Origin of the sequence: Pseudomonas sp. FSL R10-0056 (assembly GCF_009600105.1) — a bacterium.
GTDB classification, from domain to species: Bacteria; Pseudomonadota; Gammaproteobacteria; order Pseudomonadales; family Pseudomonadaceae; genus Aquipseudomonas; species Aquipseudomonas bubulae.
Genome location: NZ_WIWL01000186.1, coordinates 1 through 14,970, shown reverse-complemented (window position 1 = coordinate 14,970; position 14,970 = coordinate 1). Strand labels below are relative to the sequence as shown.

Sequence of the window (14,970 nt, the reverse complement as noted above, 5' to 3'; positions counted from 1 at the left end):
AGGATTACAGATGTACAACCTCGACGACCTGCTGCACCTCATGGCCCGCCTGCGTGACCCGCAGTACGGCTGCCCGTGGGATATCAAGCAAACGTACGCCACTATCGTGCCTTATACCCTCGAAGAGGCTTACGAGGTCGCTGACGCCATTGAGCAGGGTGACTTCGAGCACCTGCAGGGCGAACTCGGCGATTTGCTGTTTCAAGTGGTGTATTACAGCCAGCTGGCCCGGGAAGAAGGCCGTTTCGAGTTTGCCGGGGTGATCGACAGCATTACCCGCAAGCTGATCCGCCGTCACCCCCATGTCTTTCCCACCGGTGACCTGTATGCGCCGCTGGATGTGCCGCGCTTGAGCGAAGAACAGGTCAAGGTACGCTGGGATGAGATCAAGGCCGAGGAGCGCGCAGAAAAGTCTACCGCCCCCGAGCAGTTGTCCTTGCTTGACGATGTGCCCGTCGCCTTGCCTGCCCTGTCCCGCGCCGCCAAGCTGCAAAAGCGCGCCGCCCAGGTCGGTTTTGACTGGCCAGCGGCATTGCCGGTGCTGGACAAGGTGCGTGAAGAGCTGGATGAAGTGCTGGAGGCCATGGCCGACAACGATTCGGCGGCCATTCATGACGAAATCGGCGACCTGCTGTTTTCCGTGGTCAACCTGGCCCGTCATCTTAAAGTGGACCCGGAAACCGCCTTGCGTGGTGCCAATGCAAAATTTGATCGACGTTTCCGGTTTATCGAGCAGGCATTGCGCGATACCCTGCGTCCCATTGAAAGTTGCACCCTTGAAGACCTGGACGCCCTGTGGGGTGAAGCCAAGCGCCAGGAAAAGAATTTGCCCAGCTGCGGCTGAGTTTGCCTAAGTGAGTAAGTAGATGAGCATTTCCCTACGCGACCAGTTGCTCAAAGCCGGACTGGTCAACGAGAAGCAGGCCAAGCAGGCCGGCAAAGAAAAACAGAAACAACAGCGTCTGGCCCACAAAGGCCAGATCGAACTGGACGACACCCAGCAGCGTCTGGCTGCCGAAGCCAAGGCCGAGAAGGTCAAGCGCGACCAGGAACTGAACCGCCAGCAGCAGGAGAAGGTCGAGCAAAAAGCCCGTGCTGCGCAGATCAAGCAATTGATCGAAGTATCACGTCTGCCCAAGCTGACCACTGAGGACTACTACAACTTCGTTGATGACAAAAAGGTCAAGCGCCTGTCGGTCAACACCCTGATGCGCAACAAGCTGGCCAATGGCTCGCTGGCGATCGTGCAGCACCAGGGCGGCTACGAAGTCATCCCCCGTGAAGCTGCACTGAAGATCCAGGAGCGCGATCCGCGCCGGATCGTGCAGCTGAATATCCTGGTTGAGCCGAAAACCCCGGAAGAAGACGATCCGTACGCGGCCTATCAGATCCCTGATGACCTGATGTGGTAGTGCTGGCATAACCTGTGGGAGCGAGCCTGCTCGCGAAAGCGTTCGCTGCTCTTCGCGAGCAGGCTCGCTCCCACAGAGTGTTGCGTTGGCGCATAACAAAACAAACCCCGCTTCGGCGGGGTTTGTGTTTTTCAAGACAGTAGTTTCTTCTGCTCAGGCCTGGCGTTTCTGCGCTTCCAGCTTTTCCAGCTCAGCCTTGTAGCTGTGAGCGTCGCTTTCGCGGTGGAACATGCCTACCAGTATGTCTTCTTGATGCACATCCCATAGGTGTACACCGTGGGCTACCAGTTGGTGGAACATACGTGAATCGTCGCGCTCAGTTACTTTGATAGTCATCTGCTTGCTCCAAATTCTGATGAGGGCCTGCGGCAAGGCGTCGCAGGACTTCTTTATAGAATCTGTTAGCTTCCTAAGTAAATAGCTGATTGTCGCGCTGTCATCTTGCAGAAAATCCTTAAACCCTGCAGCCCTTTAAGCACGGGGTGTTTACGGATTTGTTTAATAGTTTTATGAAAAATGTTTCATGTTTTTGGTGTGTTACAGACCAAAAAAACCTCGCCGAAGCGAGGTTTTTTTGAGGCTTGCAGCTAAAGGCTTGTCGCTTAGTTGCCCTTGACCGTTTTGCCATCCACCGTGCCGTCCAGCAGCATGATGTTGTATTCCTTGCCGTCTTTTTCGACCTGGCGCAGTTTGACCAGCAGCGAACCCCAGTTCTTGGCGAACCACATTTCAGTGATGCGCTTGTTCTGTGTCGGGTCGCGTACGCGCTCAACCTTGATTGCGTCGACCTTGCCAGCCTTGGTTTCAACCACTTCAGGGCCGATCACGCGAAAGTCATAGGTGTCGACGTCATTGCCATCAACCACCTGGTAGCTCATGGACTTTTTGCCGGCTTCTACGTCACGCTGCAGTGCCAGCTGGTAGGTGGACTTGTCGAGCATGCCGCTGAGCAAGGGTACTTTGACAGCGTCGCCCTGATCGGTGCCGGTGACCATCTTGGCCGCCCAGTCGAAATCCAGATCGATCTTCTTGGCTTTTCCCAGGCCGCCACGTTCAAAGTGGTAGGTCAGCGGGATCAGCGTGTTTTTCTCGATTTTGAGGGTGCTTTCTTCGTTCAGGCTGGCTACCAGCATTGAAGCCTTGAAATTCAAGGTCCAGATACCATTGTCACCCTTGGTCAGGCTGCGCTCGGCAGAACCGCTCATGGGCAGCTGTTTCCAGTCTGCGGTGTAGCTGGCCTTGAAAGGCTGAAGATCGGCCGCTTGGACTGCTGGAATAGCCAGCAGGCTAAGGGCGAGAAGCAGGGCACGACGCATAAGTTCTCCTAGGTTCGTATCAAGTGGCCGCTGGCCGCAAGTAATTGACCGTCCAATAATGCGCCTCGCTCGTCAAGTGACAAGCGACCTTCGGCAAACCAGCGCACTGCAAGCGGATAAATCCGGTGTTCCTGGGCGTGAACCCGTTGCGCCAGGCTATGTGGCGAGTCATCGGACTCTACCGGTATCACTGCCTGTACGACCAGAGGTCCGCCGTCGAGTTCCTCGGTCACAAAGTGCACGCTGCAGCCGTGCTCACCGTCTCCTGCTTCCAGCGCCCGCTGGTGCGTGTGCAAACCCTTGTATTTGGGGAGCAGGGAAGGGTGGATATTCAGCAGGCGACCCTGATAGTGACGCACGAATTCTGCGCTGAGAATGCGCATGAACCCGGCCAGAACCACCAGTTTCGGTTTGAATTCGTCGATGACTTTGATCAATGCAGCATCGAAGGCCTCGCGGCCCTCGAATGCCTTGTGATCCAGTACGCGGGTATCGATACCCGCGTCTTTGGCGCGTTGCAGGCCGTAGGCATCTGCGCGGTTGGAGATCACCGCGCGGATTGATGCCGGGCTGGCCTTGACGTCATCGCTGTCGATCAAGGCCTGCAAGTTGCTGCCGGTGCCGGAAAGCAGCACCACTACATCACAGGTATCAGGCATTAGTGCGCCTTGATGTTTTGCAGCTCAACTTGCGCAGCGCCTTCAGCGGCGGTTGCGATCTGACCGATGACCCAAGGCTGCTCGCCCGCTTCACGCAGTACGTTCAGCGCAGTTTCAACGTCAGCCTGAGCTACGCAGATGACCATGCCAACGCCGCAGTTCAGCACGCGGTGCATTTCGTGCTCGTCCACGTTGCCTTTTTCCTGCAGCCAGTCGAAGACGGCAGGGCGCTGCCAGCTGGCAACGTCAACCACCGCTTGTGCACCTTTTGGCAGTACGCGCGGGATGTTGTCGAGCAGGCCGCCACCGGTGATGTGGGCCATGGCCTTGACCACGCCGGTTTCCTTGATCAGTTTGAGCAGCGGCTTGACGTAGATGCGGGTCGGCGCCATCAGCAGGTCGGTCAGTGGCTTGCCGTCGAGCTGGATGTTTTCGATGTCGGCACCCGACACTTCGATGATCTTGCGGATCAGCGAGTAGCCGTTGGAGTGCGGGCCCGAGGACGGCAAGGCGAGCAGGGCGTCGCCGGCAGCGACCTTGGAACCGTCGATGATCTCGGATTTTTCTACAACGCCAACGCAGAAGCCGGCCAGGTCGTAGTCTTCGCCTTCGTACATGCCTGGCATTTCAGCGGTTTCGCCGCCAACCAGCGAGCAACCGGACAGTTCGCAGCCAGCGCCGATACCGGTTACCACCTGGGTCGCGGTTTCAACGTTGAGCTTGCCGGTGGCGTAGTAATCAAGGAAGAACAGAGGCTCGGCGCCGCATACGATCAGGTCGTTGACGCACATGGCAACCAGGTCGATACCGATGCTGTCGTGCTTGTTCAGGTTCAGGGCCAGGCGCAGCTTGGTGCCGACGCCGTCAGTGCCGGAAACCAGAACAGGCTGCTTGTAGCCAGCCGGAATTTCGCAGAGGGCGCCAAAACCGCCGAGGCCGCCCATCACTTCCGGGCGTGCAGTGCGCTTGGCCACGCTCTTGATGCGTTCGACCAATGCTTCACCGGCGTCGATGTCTACACCGGCGTCTTTGTAGCTCAGGGATGGTTGCTTGCTCATAATCCAGGCCTTTAGGGGGGATTCGGGGGTATGGACCGAGTTCAGGGGGCAGGCTTGCAAGTGCTCAAGGATTGCACCAGAGCATTTGCAGGGTGCCCGGCTGTTGGCGGTCTGCGAAGGCGCGCGATTTTATCAGGCTTGAAGGGCAGCGGCCATCCTCGGGCCGACAGGCAGGGTTATATCTGGCGAAAAAAACCTTTTTTAGTCGTACTTGGGTCTGCGCACAGGCCTGTATAAGGTATAGAGAGGTTGTGTGACCGCGTGAAAACGCGAAACGGGCGTGAATGATTTGGCCGTGGCCGTGTCAGAAGTCTGTTCGAGTGTTTTTATGGCGTCCTTAATAGGCTGCTTTTTGTCATCGGGAATCTTTCATGCGTTTTAGCCAATTTTTAGCCGTGGGCTGTCTGTCTTTTTTCAGCCTGGCCAGTCATGCCGAAATCCTCACCGGTCTTTATCAGGTGCTCGAGCCAGTCACCACCCAGTCACCTGATGAGCGCACCCAGGCTACGCAAAAGGCCCTGGAAACCCTGGTGTTGCGTCTGACCGGAGATGCCGCGGCGATTAAGAGTCCGGCGCTGGAGGCGATTCGCAAAGATCCGCAGCAAATCATCAGTCGCTACGGCTATGACGCCGGCCCGCCGCAAAGCCTGCAAGTGGACTTCGATCCGGTGAGTACCGATCGTGCGTTGCATCAGGCCGGGCTGTCGCTGTGGGGCAGTAATCGCCCTGCGCTGCTGGGCTGGTGGCTGAATGACTCGGTCGAAGGTTCGAGCCTGGTGGGGGACGGTCAGTCAGTGGCCGAGCCGTTGCGTCGTGCCGCGCAGCATCGGGGTTTGCCATTGCGCTTGCCGTTGGCGGATTTGAGTGAACAGCTTGTGGGTACGGCTGAAAATCTTGAGGGCAGCAATCCTGCGCCTTTAAAAGACGCTTCCGAGCGTTATGGTGCGGACGCATTGCTGGCGGTGCATGCTCGTGAAGATGACGGGCAGTGGAGCGCCAAATGGCGTTTGTGGGTAGGTGATCAGCAGGAGCAGGGCAGCGCTCAGGCTCCTGATCAGGCAGCGCTGGCCGATGCCGTGATGCTTGCGGTCAGCCAGCGTCTGGCGCCGCGCTATGCGGTCAAGCCCGGGGTTTCTTCCGAGCAGTTGCTCGAAGTGCAAGGCATGACGTTGCAGCGATATGCGCAGCTGGGGCATTTGCTTGAGCCTTTTGGTGCGCAACTCAAGAGCGTTGACGGTGATCGTGTTGTGTACCTGGTAAACGGCAGCGCCGAGCAGTTGCGTTCGCAATTGGGGCTGGCGCAGTTGCAGGAAGTACCGGCGGGGCAAGTGCCTGTTGCGGCTGATGGGGGGCAGGCGTCAAGTGTTGCCTCAGGCCCTGCGGCGCAGTTGCGGTTTCGCTGGTAGGTTGATGTCTTCTTTATATAAGGATGGGGTGGCTCATGGCTGATTCGCGACGGTGGGTGTGGTGGGGCGTGGCGTTGGGATTCGCCCTGTTCGTGTATTTCCTGCATCCGATACTCACGCCTTTTCTGGTCGCCATCGTCCTGGCCTATATGTTCGACCCGGTGGTCGATCGACTGGAAAGGTTCGGACTTTCAAGAACCTGGGGTGTGGTTGCGGTCTTTACCGTGTTCACTGTCATTTTGATGACATTGCTGCTGGTACTGGTGCCGCTGCTGGCCAAGCAACTGTTGAAGCTCTATCAGTTGGCACCGCAGATCCTCGACTGGCTGCAGCACACGGCAATGCCGTGGGTGCAAGCCAAGTTCGGCTTGAGTGACAGTTTCTGGAAGTTCGACAAGATCAAGGCGGCGATCACCGAGCATATGGGGCAGGCGACTGACATTGTCGGAATCGTCCTGTCCAAGGCCACGGCTTCCAGTCTGGCGCTGATCGGCTTTTTGGCCAATCTGGTGTTGATTCCGGTGGTGGCGTTCTACCTGTTGCGTGATTGGAACATCATGATGGCCAAGATTCGCGGTCTGTTGCCGCGGGCTCGGGCAGATCAGATCGTGTCACTGGCCAAAGAGTGCCACGACGTGCTCGGCGCGTTTGTGCGCGGTCAGTTGCTGGTGATGCTGGCGCTGGGGGTGATCTACTCGGCGGGCCTGATGCTGGTCGGCCTCGAGCTGGGGTTGTTGATCGGCTTGATGGCGGGTATAGCGGCCATCGTGCCGTATATGGGCTTTATTGTCGGCATCGGTGCGGCGTTGGTTGCCGGGTTATTCCAGTTTGGCGGGGATCTGTACCCGATGCTCGGCATCGTGGCGGTGTTTATGATCGGCCAAGCCCTGGAGGGCACCGTGCTTACCCCGCTGCTGGTGGGTGACAAAATCGGTATGCACCCGGTGGCGGTGATCTTTGCGATTCTGGCTGGCGGTGAGCTGTTCGGTTTTACCGGTGTATTGCTGGCCTTGCCGGTAGCGGCCGTGATCATGGTGCTGGTGCGCCATGTGCAGGATTTGTATAAGGATTCCCAGGTCTATAAAGGCAGTGAGGATCCGCAGTTGTAGAGGGTGGGTTGTGAAGGGGCGGGGTTGTCGCGAGGCGGCCCGGCCTTCTTTGTGCGTTCGAGGCGGCTCGCAGGCGCCAGAAAAAGCCCAATCAATCCAAGACCTTAACGCAAACCTTTGATTTTGCTCGTGGTCTGTTACATTGTGTGCCCGGCGACACGGGTATAAACTTTTCAAACCTTACACAGAGGCCACTAACGGTTCGCTTGAACTGTTCAGTCAGCATGAAACCGATTCAGCTGCCCCTAGGTGTGCGTCTGCGTGATGACGCTACCTTCATAAACTACTATCCAGGCGCCAATGCCGCTGCACTCGGCTATGTCGAACGTCTGTGCGAAGCCGACGCCGGCTGGACAGAAAGCCTGATTTACCTGTGGGGCAAACATGGCGTAGGGCGTACGCACCTGCTGCAGGCCGCTTGCCTGCGCTTTGAGCAGATGGGCGAACCGGCGGTTTACCTGCCGCTGGCCGAGTTGCTGGATCGCGGCATAGAAATCCTCGATAACCTTGAGCAGTACGAGCTGGTTTGCCTGGATGACCTGCAGGCGGTGGCCGGGCGTGCTGATTGGGAAGAGGCGCTGTTCCATCTGTTCAACCGGCTGCGTGACAGCGGCCGGCGCCTGTTGATTGCAGCCTCCACCTCGCCTCGAGAATTGCCGATCAAACTGGCAGACCTCAAGTCCCGCCTGACCATGGCGCTGGTTTTCCAGATGCGCCCCCTGTCCGATGAGGACAAGCTGCGGGCTTTGCAGTTGCGTGCTTCACGCCGTGGCCTGCACCTGACTGACGAAGTCGGGCATTTCATTCTCACGCGCGGTACCCGCAGCATGAGTGCCTTGTTTGATTTGCTCGAGCGGCTCGATCAAGCGTCCTTGCAGGCGCAGCGCAAGCTGACCATTCCCTTCCTGAAAGAAACCCTTGGCTGGTAGCTCAGCCCTTCAAACATAAGGGTTGTAGCCGGTTTTGACAGTTTCCAGGCGCCAAAAATCCTGCGCGGCCAAAGGGCTGTGGGCGCAAAATCTGTCGTCAGGGGTGTAAAGCCTTAGATGTCACGACGAAACCATCAAGTCACATTTAGATCGATTGAATTTGCAAATGAGGATCATAGAAGGCATAGTCGCGGCTACTTTTTCTAATAAGCCACGGTCGTGCCCATGCTAAAGCGCTTCGCACCCCTCGTGCCCCTCGCACTCGTTACCCTGTTGTTTGGTTGTGCTGCTCACACGCCAGTGTCGCAGCAAGTCGTCCAGGCTCAGGTTCAAAAGTCATCTTCGGTCTCGCAAACTTCCGCTCTTTATCAGGAAGAACTGGCAACCGAAAAAGAACTGGCTGAGTTTTCTGCCAACAGCAAGCCTTATGAATTGCCAGCTCTGGCTGACAGCATTCTAGAGCGCGGCATGTCCTTGATCGGTACCCGTTACCGTTTTGGTGGCACCTCCGAGGCAGGCTTCGATTGCAGCGGCTTTATCGGTTATCTGTTCAAGGAAGAGGCGGGCATGCAATTGCCGCGCTCAACCCGCGAAATGATCAACGTAAAAGCACCGCTGGTCGCACGGAATAATTTGAAACCGGGTGATTTGCTGTTCTTCAGCACCAATGGTCGTGGCCGTGTGAGCCATGCCGGGATTTACCTGGGTGATGACCAGTTTATTCACTCCAGCAGCCGCCGCAGCGGTGGTGTACGGATTGATAACCTGGGTGACAGCTACTGGAGCAAGACCTTTATTGAGGCCAAGCGCGCCCTGGCGATGGCCCCTGCGAGCGTCGTAGCCCGCAAGTAAAGTTAATGTGTTACTTGAAGTTCTGCAGCTAAGAGCTAGAATTAAGTCGCAATGTTAAATTTCTGAAGCCGCGAAGGTGCCCCCTCTCGCGGCTTTGGGGTTCGCGGCCTGAGTTGCCGTATCCAGAATCAGGAACATTCTGTTTATGTCGATCATGGCCCGCGTTGCTCTCCTCACTTTAGCAGCACTGCTCAGTGCCTGCGCCAGCCGCACCCCGCCAGCCCCCGTTGCACAAAAGCCGGTTGTGTTTATCACTCACCCCGAAGAAACCTCGCCGGTTGCCGCAGACGTGCTTTTTCGCGCCCTTGGCCTGGTAGGCACGCCTTATCGCTGGGGCGGCAATACCCCGGATTCGGGGTTTGATTGCAGTGGCCTGATCAAGTACGTATACAACGACGCCGCGGGTATTTCGTTGCCGCGCACCACGCGCGAGATGATCGTGATGCGTGCGCAGAGCATCGGCCAGGACAAGCTGCAAACCGGTGACCTGCTGTTCTTTGCAACCAATGGTGGCTCCCAGGTCAGTCACGCCGGGATCTACGTAGGCGAAGGGCGCTTTGTCCATGCGCCGGCCACGGGCGGTACGGTCAAGCTGGACAGCCTGAACAAGGCCTACTGGCAGAAGGCTTATCTGAATGCCAAGCGCGTGTTGCCGACCGAGCAGCATTTGGCACGTTTGCCCTAAAGCCCCTCACCCCAACCCTCTCCCGAAGGGAGAGGGAGCTTGACCGAGTTGAATCTGGATTCAGCGCAAGGTTTCCAGGCTGCCAAATATCTGAAGCAAACCCCATTCAGTCCCCTCTCCCTCCGGGGGAGGGCTAGGGTGAGGGCGGCTCTTGATTAGAAAGCCTATTTTCCCGACACCCGCCAAACCTTGTTGCCTACATCATCGGCCACCAACAAGTCACCTTGCTTGTCGATCACCACGCCCACTGGCCGGCCCATGGCTTTTTCGTCGGCGTTAAGAAAGCCGGTCAGCACATCGATCGGCATGCCCTCCGGTTTGCCGCCGGCAAAAGGCACGAAAATCACTTTGTAACCACTGTGGGGTTTGCGGTTCCAGGAGCCGTGCTGGCCGATAAAGGCACCCTGGGTAAAGCCGGGTAAATGGCTGCCTTCGGCAAACGTCAGCCCCAAAGACGCCGTGTGTGGCCCAACGGCGTAATCCGGGGCAATGGCCTTGGCCACCAGTTCAGGGTTTTGCGGGTTGACCCGCACATCCACATGCTGGCCGTAGTAGCTGTAGGGCCAGCCATAGAAGCCGCCATCCTGGACTGATGTGATGTAGTCAGGCACCAGGTCACTGCCGATTTCGTCACGCTCATTAACTGCTGTCCAGAGCTTGCCGGAGGTGGGTTCCCAGTCCATGCCATTAGGGTTGCGCAGGCCCGACGCAAAAATGCGGTGGCTGCCGGTGGCCGGGTCGACTTCCCAGATCGCGGCGCGACCTTGCTCCTTGTCCATGCCATTTTCGCCCACATTGCTGTTGGATCCGACGGTCACATATAACTTGGTGCCGTCCTTGCTGGCGATCACGTTTTTGGTCCAATGGTGGTTCAGAGGCCCGCCGGGTAAGTCCACCACCTTGACCGGTTTGGCGCTGATGCTGTTTTCACCGGCTTGATAGGGGAAGCGCAACAGCTTGTCGGCATCTGCCACATACAGATCGTTACCCACCAGCGTCATGCCAAAGGGAGAGTTCAGGTTCTCGATAAACACGGTGCGGGTTTCGGCGACGCCATCGTGGTCCGCGTCGCGCAGCAGGGTAATCCGGTTTGCACTTGGCACTCCGGCCCCGGCGCGGGACATGACCTTGTCTGCGATCCAGCCCTTGATGCCATTGCTGTCATCCGGCTTGGGCGGCGAATTGGATTCGGCCACCAGCACGTCGCCGTTGGGCAGTACGTAGAGCCAGCGCGGGTGGTCGAGGTTCTGGGCGAAAGCGGCGACGTGCAAGCCGTGGGCAGCCACTGGGGTGGCATTATCGGGCCAGCCGATGGCGGGGGCGATATTGACCGTTGGAATCAGGGTTTTATTGGGTTCGGGAAGCTTGGGTGATGGGCCGGTACCCTCACTGACTTGCAGGGTCGAGCTTTCGCCGCAAGCGACCAATCCTGCGGCAAGAACAATAACAACGGCGTGCTGGCGCTTGAGCATGTGGTTCTCCATAAGATCTTGTCTGGTAGTAGAGAAGCGTAGCTGTTTAAAGGTTCAGCCCGGGCGCCGGATAAAGCCTTTAGGCGCCGGCTTTAATTGACGCTCCACCCCCAACCCTCTAACCTTCGCGGCTTGTTTCAGGTGCTCTGTGGCCATGGGTCGACAGAGTGAAACAGGGAAGCCGGTGAGGGCGTGTTGGACCTACACAACCGCCACGATCCCGGCGCTGCCCCCGCAACGGTAAACGAGTCAAAGCCACGCTCAGTGCCACTGTGTTTTTTGCACGGGAAGGCGCGTGGACAAGGGTGCACCCTACAGGGCCGCCCGCTTGTGAGCCCGGAGACCGGCCTGATCCATCCACCACTCTCGCGGCGGGCGATGCAGTGTGTTTTTTTAATTTCCCCCGCCTCCCGTTTGCATCATCGAACCCAACGGAGAGTTGCCATGAATGAATCCCCCGAACGCGACGAACGCCATCAGGCGCGCATGCTGCGCAAAAAAGCGGTTATGGACGAGCGCATTGCCAGCTCGCCCAATGAATGCGGACTGCTGCTGGTATTGACCGGCAATGGCAAAGGCAAGAGCAGTTCTGCGTTTGGCATGCTGGCCCGCGCCATGGGCCACGGCATGCAGTGCGGCGTGGTGCAGTTCATCAAGGGGCGCAACAGCACCGGTGAGGAGATTTTCTTCCGCCGTTTTCCCGAGCAGGTGCGCTACCACGTGATGGGTGAAGGCTTTACCTGGGAAACCCAGGACCGCCAGCGCGATATCGCCGCCGCCGAAGCCGCGTGGGAAGTGTCCCGCGAGATGCTGCGCGATCCGTCCATTGGGTTGGTGGTGCTCGATGAGCTGAATATCGCGCTCAAGCACGGCTACCTCGATCTGGAACAGGTGCTCGCCGACCTGCAAGCCCGTCCGCCCATGCAGCATGTGCTGGTCACCGGCCGTGGCGCCAAACCTGAACTGATTGATCTGGCTGATACCGTGACTGAGATGGCGGTGGTCAAACACGCTTTCCAGGCCGGGATCAAAGCCCAGAAAGGCATCGAATTGTGAGTGTTGAAGTATGAGAGCGTCACGTCATTGCCCGGCGGTGCTGATCGCCGCGCCGGCTTCCGGTCAGGGCAAGACCACGGTTACAGCGGCTTTGGCCCGGTTGCATCGCAATCAGGGGCGCAAGGTGCGGGTATTCAAGTGCGGCCCGGATTTTCTCGACCCCATGATCCTGGAGCGCGCCAGCGGTGCGCCGGTGTATCAGGTGGATTTGTGGATGGTGGGCGCCGAGGAAAGCCGTCGCCTGCTGTGGGAAGCCGCCGGTGAGGCGGACCTGATTTTGATTGAAGGTGTGATGGGGCTGTTTGACGGCACGCCTTCCAGCGCCGATCTGGCACGGCATTTTGGCGTGCCGGTGTTGGGGGTGATTGATGGCACTGCCATGGCCCAAACCTTTGGTGCGCTGGCCCTTGGTTTGGCGCGCTATCAGCCGGATCTGCCGTTTGCCGGGGTGCTGGCCAATCGAGTTGGCACCGTACGCCATGCACAGTTGCTCGAAGGCAGCCTGACCGAAGGCTTGCGCTGGTACGGCGCGCTGTCCCGCGAAACCGGCATCGAACTGCCAAGCCGTCATCTGGGACTGGTGCAGGCCAGCGAGCTGAATGATCTGGATGCGCGCCTGGATGCGGCGGCCAATGCCCTGGCCAGCACCTGTGAGGTAGCGCTGCCACCGCCGGTTGAATTCGCTGCGCCTGAGCCGGTGGCCGTCGAGCCGCTGCTGGCAGGTGTGCGAATTGCCGTGGCTCGCGACGAAGCTTTTGCCTTCACTTATGGCGCCAGCCTCGCGTTATTACGTGATATGGGCGCCGAGCTGGTGTTTTTCTCACCGATCCGTGACAGTCAGCTGCCTGAAGCAGACAGCCTGTATTTGCCCGGTGGTTACCCTGAACTGCATCACCTTGAGCTGTCGCGCAACGTGCCGATGCTCACGGCGATTCGCGCACACCACAGGGCCGGTAAACCGCTGCTGGCCGAGTGCGGTGGCATGCTTTACCTGCTCGATGCCCTGACCGATGTCGAGGGCCAGCGCGCCGAACTGGTTGGCTTGCTGGCAGGGGAGGCGACGATGCAAAAGCGCCTGGCTGCCCTGGCGCTGCAAGCTGTGGACATGCCTGAAGGGCTGTTGCGCGGCCACACCTACCACCACTCGCTGACCAGCACCGAACTTGAGCCTGTTGCTCGCGGCCTGAGCCCCAATGGCGGGCGCGGCGCCGAAGCGGTGTATCGCGAAGGGCGAATGACCGCTTCTTATGTACACTTTTACTTCCCGTCCAATCCTCAGGCCATCGCCGCGTTGTTTGCGCCATGTGCCGTGAAGGTGCCATGAGCGATAACGCATTCAGCCCGCAAGAACGCGCCGCCGTGTACCGCGCCATCGCCGAGCGTCGTGATATGCGCCACTTCAGTGGTGGCACTGTGGCACCCGAGTTGTTGTCGCGTTTGCTGGAAGCGGCGCATCAAGCCCCGAGCGTGGGCTTGATGCAGCCGTGGCGGTTTATCCGCATCACTGACCGCGAGCTGCGCGGCAAGATCCAGGGTCTGGTGGAAGAAGAGCGGGTACGCACCGCGGATGCCCTGGGCCAGCGCTCCGATGAATTCATGACGCTCAAGGTCGAAGGTATCAACGATTGCGCCGAGGTGCTGGTGGCTGCGTTGATGGATGACCGCGAAAAGCACATTTTTGGTCGCCGTACGCTGCCGGAAATGGACATGGCGTCCTTGTCCTGTGCCATTCAAAACCTGTGGCTGGCGGCCCGGGTCGAAGGGCTGGGCATGGGCTGGGTGTCATTGTTCGAACCGCAGGCACTGGCTGATCTGCTGGGGTTGCCTGCCGGGGCCAAGCCGCTCGCTGTACTGTGCCTGGGCCCGGTCGAGGCGTTTTATCCGGCGCCGATGCTGGTCCTGGAAGGGTGGGCGCAAGCGCGTCCGCTCAGTGAACTGGTGTACGAGAATTATTGGGGAGTGAGTCCATGAGTGTGGCGTTGCTGTGCGTTGCCGGGGTGGCGCTGGATGCGTTGCTCGGCGAGCCCAAACGCTGGCATCCGCTGGTTGCCTTTGGCCGTATGGCCGAGCGTATTGAGCAGCGTTTCAATTCCGGCGGCCGTGGCTGGCGCAGTCATGGTGTTACGGCCTGGGTACTGGCAGTGCTGCCGCTGACGATCCTGGCCACGGCCCTGTCCTGGCTGCCTTATATTGGCTGGCTGGTGGACATTGCGGCGCTGTATTGCGCACTGGGCATGCGCAGCCTCGGTGAGCACGTACAACCAGTAGCCGAGGCATTGCGCGCCAATAACCTGGATGAGGCGCGTACGCGGGTGGGTTATCTGGTCAGCCGTCAGACCAGTGAGCTGGATTCTACCGAAGTGGCCCGCGCCGCCACCGAGTCGGTGCTGGAAAACGGCAGCGATGCGGTATTTGCCGCGATTTTCTGGTTTGTGGTCGCGGGTGCGCCAGGGGTGGTGCTCTATCGTTTGAGTAATACCCTGGATGCCATGTGGGGCTATCGCAACGAACGCTTTGAGCGTTTTGGCTGGGCTGCGGCGCGGATCGACGATGTTCTTAACTATATTCCTGCAAGGTTGGTTGCGTTGACCTATGCCGCTTTGGGTAAAACCCGACTGGCCCTGAAGAGCTGGCGCAAGCAGGCACCGCTGTGGGACAGCCCCAATGCCGGCCCGGTCATGGCTGCTGGTGCCGGAGCGCTGGGTGTTGAGTTGGGTGGCCCGGCGATTTATCACGGCGAACTGCATGAGCGCCCGCAATTGGGCGAAGGTGCACCGGCAGACGCCGAGTCGATCGGCCGTGGCTGGCAACTGGTGCAGCGTGGCGTATGGCTGTGGCTGCTGATCCTGTGTGTCTGGAGTGAATTCTATGCTTGAGCACGGTGGGCGTTTGCGCAAGGCGGCGTTGCACTACGGCATTGCCGAGGCGGACTGGCTGGACCTGTCCACCGGCCTGGCGCCCTGGCCCTTTGCTATCCCCCAGGTGCCCGAACGCGCCTGGGGGATAGCAAAGGGCC

The 14,970-nt window shown here is 58.9% G+C and carries 16 protein-coding genes, 1 pseudogene and 1 riboswitch; of the genes and pseudogenes, 12 read left to right on the top strand and 5 right to left on the bottom strand.

Translation table 11 applies throughout. The features are described 5' to 3' along the window. Positions 1-10: 10 nt before the first annotated feature. Both mazG and GHO42_RS15145 read left to right on the top strand, forming a co-directional pair. Positions 11-844 (top strand): nucleoside triphosphate pyrophosphohydrolase, encoded by an 834-nt coding sequence (gene mazG, locus GHO42_RS15150; RefSeq protein ID WP_095003075.1) that lies wholly within the window; start codon positions 11-13, stop codon positions 842-844. A gap of 22 nt (positions 845-866) precedes the next feature. Next, positions 867-1,412: a DUF2058 domain-containing protein gene (locus GHO42_RS15145; RefSeq protein ID WP_019827734.1), complete on the top strand. Its 546-nt coding sequence runs from the start codon at positions 867-869 to the stop codon at positions 1,410-1,412. A 153-nt stretch (positions 1,413-1,565) separates the two neighbouring features. Here GHO42_RS15145 and GHO42_RS15140 read toward each other — a convergent pair whose 3' ends face one another. The 4 genes from GHO42_RS15140 to purM form a co-directional block, all read right to left on the bottom strand. Beyond that, positions 1,566-1,748, bottom strand: a complete 183-nt coding sequence (locus GHO42_RS15140; RefSeq protein WP_016779856.1) for a hypothetical protein — start codon at positions 1,746-1,748, stop codon at positions 1,566-1,568. Positions 1,749-2,014: 266 nt separating this feature from the next. After that, the gene (locus GHO42_RS15135) at positions 2,015-2,728 is read right to left on the bottom strand and encodes a DUF3108 domain-containing protein (protein ID WP_095019423.1); all 714 of its coding nucleotides are present in this window, start codon (positions 2,726-2,728) and stop codon (positions 2,015-2,017) included. Between the two features lie 8 nt (positions 2,729-2,736). Next, positions 2,737-3,387, bottom strand: coding sequence for a phosphoribosylglycinamide formyltransferase (purN, locus tag GHO42_RS15130; RefSeq protein WP_095019424.1), 651 nt, complete (start codon positions 3,385-3,387; stop codon positions 2,737-2,739). Continuing rightward, on the bottom strand, positions 3,387-4,445 hold the full coding sequence (purM, locus tag GHO42_RS15125) for a phosphoribosylformylglycinamidine cyclo-ligase (protein ID WP_016779859.1): 1,059 nt from the start codon (positions 4,443-4,445) through the stop codon (positions 3,387-3,389). The genes purN and purM overlap by 1 nt, the downstream gene beginning before the upstream one ends. 371 nt (positions 4,446-4,816) lie before the next feature. Here purM and GHO42_RS15120 point away from each other — a divergent pair, with 371 nt between their 5' ends. From GHO42_RS15120 to GHO42_RS15100, 5 genes are all read left to right on the top strand, one after another. Continuing rightward, entirely contained in the window at positions 4,817-5,851 is a 1,035-nt protein-coding gene (locus GHO42_RS15120) for a DUF2066 domain-containing protein (RefSeq protein WP_095003078.1), read from the top strand. 35 nt (positions 5,852-5,886) lie between these two features. Next, the gene (locus GHO42_RS15115; protein WP_095003079.1) at positions 5,887-6,960 is read left to right on the top strand and encodes an AI-2E family transporter; all 1,074 of its coding nucleotides are present in this window, start codon (positions 5,887-5,889) and stop codon (positions 6,958-6,960) included. A 224-nt stretch (positions 6,961-7,184) separates the two neighbouring features. Continuing rightward, the gene (hda, locus tag GHO42_RS15110) at positions 7,185-7,889 is read left to right on the top strand and encodes a DnaA regulatory inactivator Hda (protein ID WP_016779862.1); all 705 of its coding nucleotides are present in this window, start codon (positions 7,185-7,187) and stop codon (positions 7,887-7,889) included. Positions 7,890-8,114: 225 nt separating this feature from the next. Beyond that, positions 8,115-8,741 (top strand): C40 family peptidase, encoded by a 627-nt coding sequence (locus GHO42_RS15105; protein WP_095003080.1) that lies wholly within the window; start codon positions 8,115-8,117, stop codon positions 8,739-8,741. A gap of 145 nt (positions 8,742-8,886) precedes the next feature. Continuing rightward, on the top strand, positions 8,887-9,426 hold the full coding sequence (locus GHO42_RS15100) for a C40 family peptidase (protein ID WP_095003081.1): 540 nt from the start codon (positions 8,887-8,889) through the stop codon (positions 9,424-9,426). Positions 9,427-9,590: 164 nt separating this feature from the next. Here the strand turns inward: GHO42_RS15100 and GHO42_RS15095 are convergent, their stop codons facing one another. Then, the gene (locus GHO42_RS15095) at positions 9,591-10,898 is read right to left on the bottom strand and encodes a sorbosone dehydrogenase family protein (RefSeq protein WP_153327346.1); all 1,308 of its coding nucleotides are present in this window, start codon (positions 10,896-10,898) and stop codon (positions 9,591-9,593) included. A gap of 122 nt (positions 10,899-11,020) precedes the next feature. Then, positions 11,021-11,265: riboswitch (cobalamin riboswitch) on the top strand. 77 nt (positions 11,266-11,342) lie between these two features. Between GHO42_RS15095 and cobO the strand changes: the two genes are divergently transcribed. The 5 genes and pseudogenes from cobO to GHO42_RS26435 form a co-directional block, all read left to right on the top strand. Continuing rightward, a complete protein-coding gene (gene cobO, locus GHO42_RS15090; protein ID WP_095003083.1) occupies positions 11,343-11,954 on the top strand; it encodes a cob(I)yrinic acid a,c-diamide adenosyltransferase in 612 nt (203 codons plus the stop codon). 10 nt (positions 11,955-11,964) lie between these two features. After that, on the top strand, positions 11,965-13,278 hold the full coding sequence (locus tag GHO42_RS15085; protein ID WP_095024308.1) for a cobyrinate a,c-diamide synthase: 1,314 nt from the start codon (positions 11,965-11,967) through the stop codon (positions 13,276-13,278). After that, positions 13,275-13,925, top strand: coding sequence for a 5,6-dimethylbenzimidazole synthase (bluB, locus tag GHO42_RS15080; protein WP_095003085.1), 651 nt, complete (start codon positions 13,275-13,277; stop codon positions 13,923-13,925). Before GHO42_RS15085 ends, bluB begins: the two co-directional genes overlap by 4 nt. Further along, a complete protein-coding gene (gene cbiB, locus GHO42_RS15075; RefSeq protein ID WP_095019427.1) occupies positions 13,922-14,830 on the top strand; it encodes an adenosylcobinamide-phosphate synthase CbiB in 909 nt (302 codons plus the stop codon). Before bluB ends, cbiB begins: the two co-directional genes overlap by 4 nt. Next, positions 14,823-14,970, top strand: a pseudogene (locus GHO42_RS26435) (hypothetical protein); the annotation flags it as partial. The gene cbiB and the pseudogene GHO42_RS26435, both read left to right, overlap by 8 nt.

What these genes read in the sequence shown, in the direction of transcription:
- mazG (WP_095003075.1), top strand. Translation starts at nt 11, where the DNA reads ATGTACAACCTCGACGACCTGCTGCACCTCATGGCCCGCCTGCGTGAC.
- GHO42_RS15145 (WP_019827734.1), top strand. Translation starts at nt 867, where the DNA reads ATGAGCATTTCCCTACGCGACCAGTTGCTCAAAGCCGGACTGGTCAAC.
- GHO42_RS15140 (WP_016779856.1), bottom strand. Translation starts at nt 1,748, where the DNA reads ATGACTATCAAAGTAACTGAGCGCGACGATTCACGTATGTTCCACCAA.
- GHO42_RS15135 (WP_095019423.1), bottom strand. Translation starts at nt 2,728, where the DNA reads ATGCGTCGTGCCCTGCTTCTCGCCCTTAGCCTGCTGGCTATTCCAGCA.
- purN (WP_095019424.1), bottom strand. Translation starts at nt 3,387, where the DNA reads ATGCCTGATACCTGTGATGTAGTGGTGCTGCTTTCCGGCACCGGCAGC.
- purM (WP_016779859.1), bottom strand. Translation starts at nt 4,445, where the DNA reads ATGAGCAAGCAACCATCCCTGAGCTACAAAGACGCCGGTGTAGACATC.
- GHO42_RS15120 (WP_095003078.1), top strand. Translation starts at nt 4,817, where the DNA reads ATGCGTTTTAGCCAATTTTTAGCCGTGGGCTGTCTGTCTTTTTTCAGC.
- GHO42_RS15115 (WP_095003079.1), top strand. Translation starts at nt 5,887, where the DNA reads ATGGCTGATTCGCGACGGTGGGTGTGGTGGGGCGTGGCGTTGGGATTC.
- hda (WP_016779862.1), top strand. Translation starts at nt 7,185, where the DNA reads ATGAAACCGATTCAGCTGCCCCTAGGTGTGCGTCTGCGTGATGACGCT.
- GHO42_RS15105 (WP_095003080.1), top strand. Translation starts at nt 8,115, where the DNA reads ATGCTAAAGCGCTTCGCACCCCTCGTGCCCCTCGCACTCGTTACCCTG.
- GHO42_RS15100 (WP_095003081.1), top strand. Translation starts at nt 8,887, where the DNA reads ATGTCGATCATGGCCCGCGTTGCTCTCCTCACTTTAGCAGCACTGCTC.
- GHO42_RS15095 (WP_153327346.1), bottom strand. Translation starts at nt 10,898, where the DNA reads ATGCTCAAGCGCCAGCACGCCGTTGTTATTGTTCTTGCCGCAGGATTG.
- cobO (WP_095003083.1), top strand. Translation starts at nt 11,343, where the DNA reads ATGAATGAATCCCCCGAACGCGACGAACGCCATCAGGCGCGCATGCTG.
- GHO42_RS15085 (WP_095024308.1), top strand. Translation starts at nt 11,965, where the DNA reads ATGAGAGCGTCACGTCATTGCCCGGCGGTGCTGATCGCCGCGCCGGCT.
- bluB (WP_095003085.1), top strand. Translation starts at nt 13,275, where the DNA reads ATGAGCGATAACGCATTCAGCCCGCAAGAACGCGCCGCCGTGTACCGC.
- cbiB (WP_095019427.1), top strand. Translation starts at nt 13,922, where the DNA reads ATGAGTGTGGCGTTGCTGTGCGTTGCCGGGGTGGCGCTGGATGCGTTG.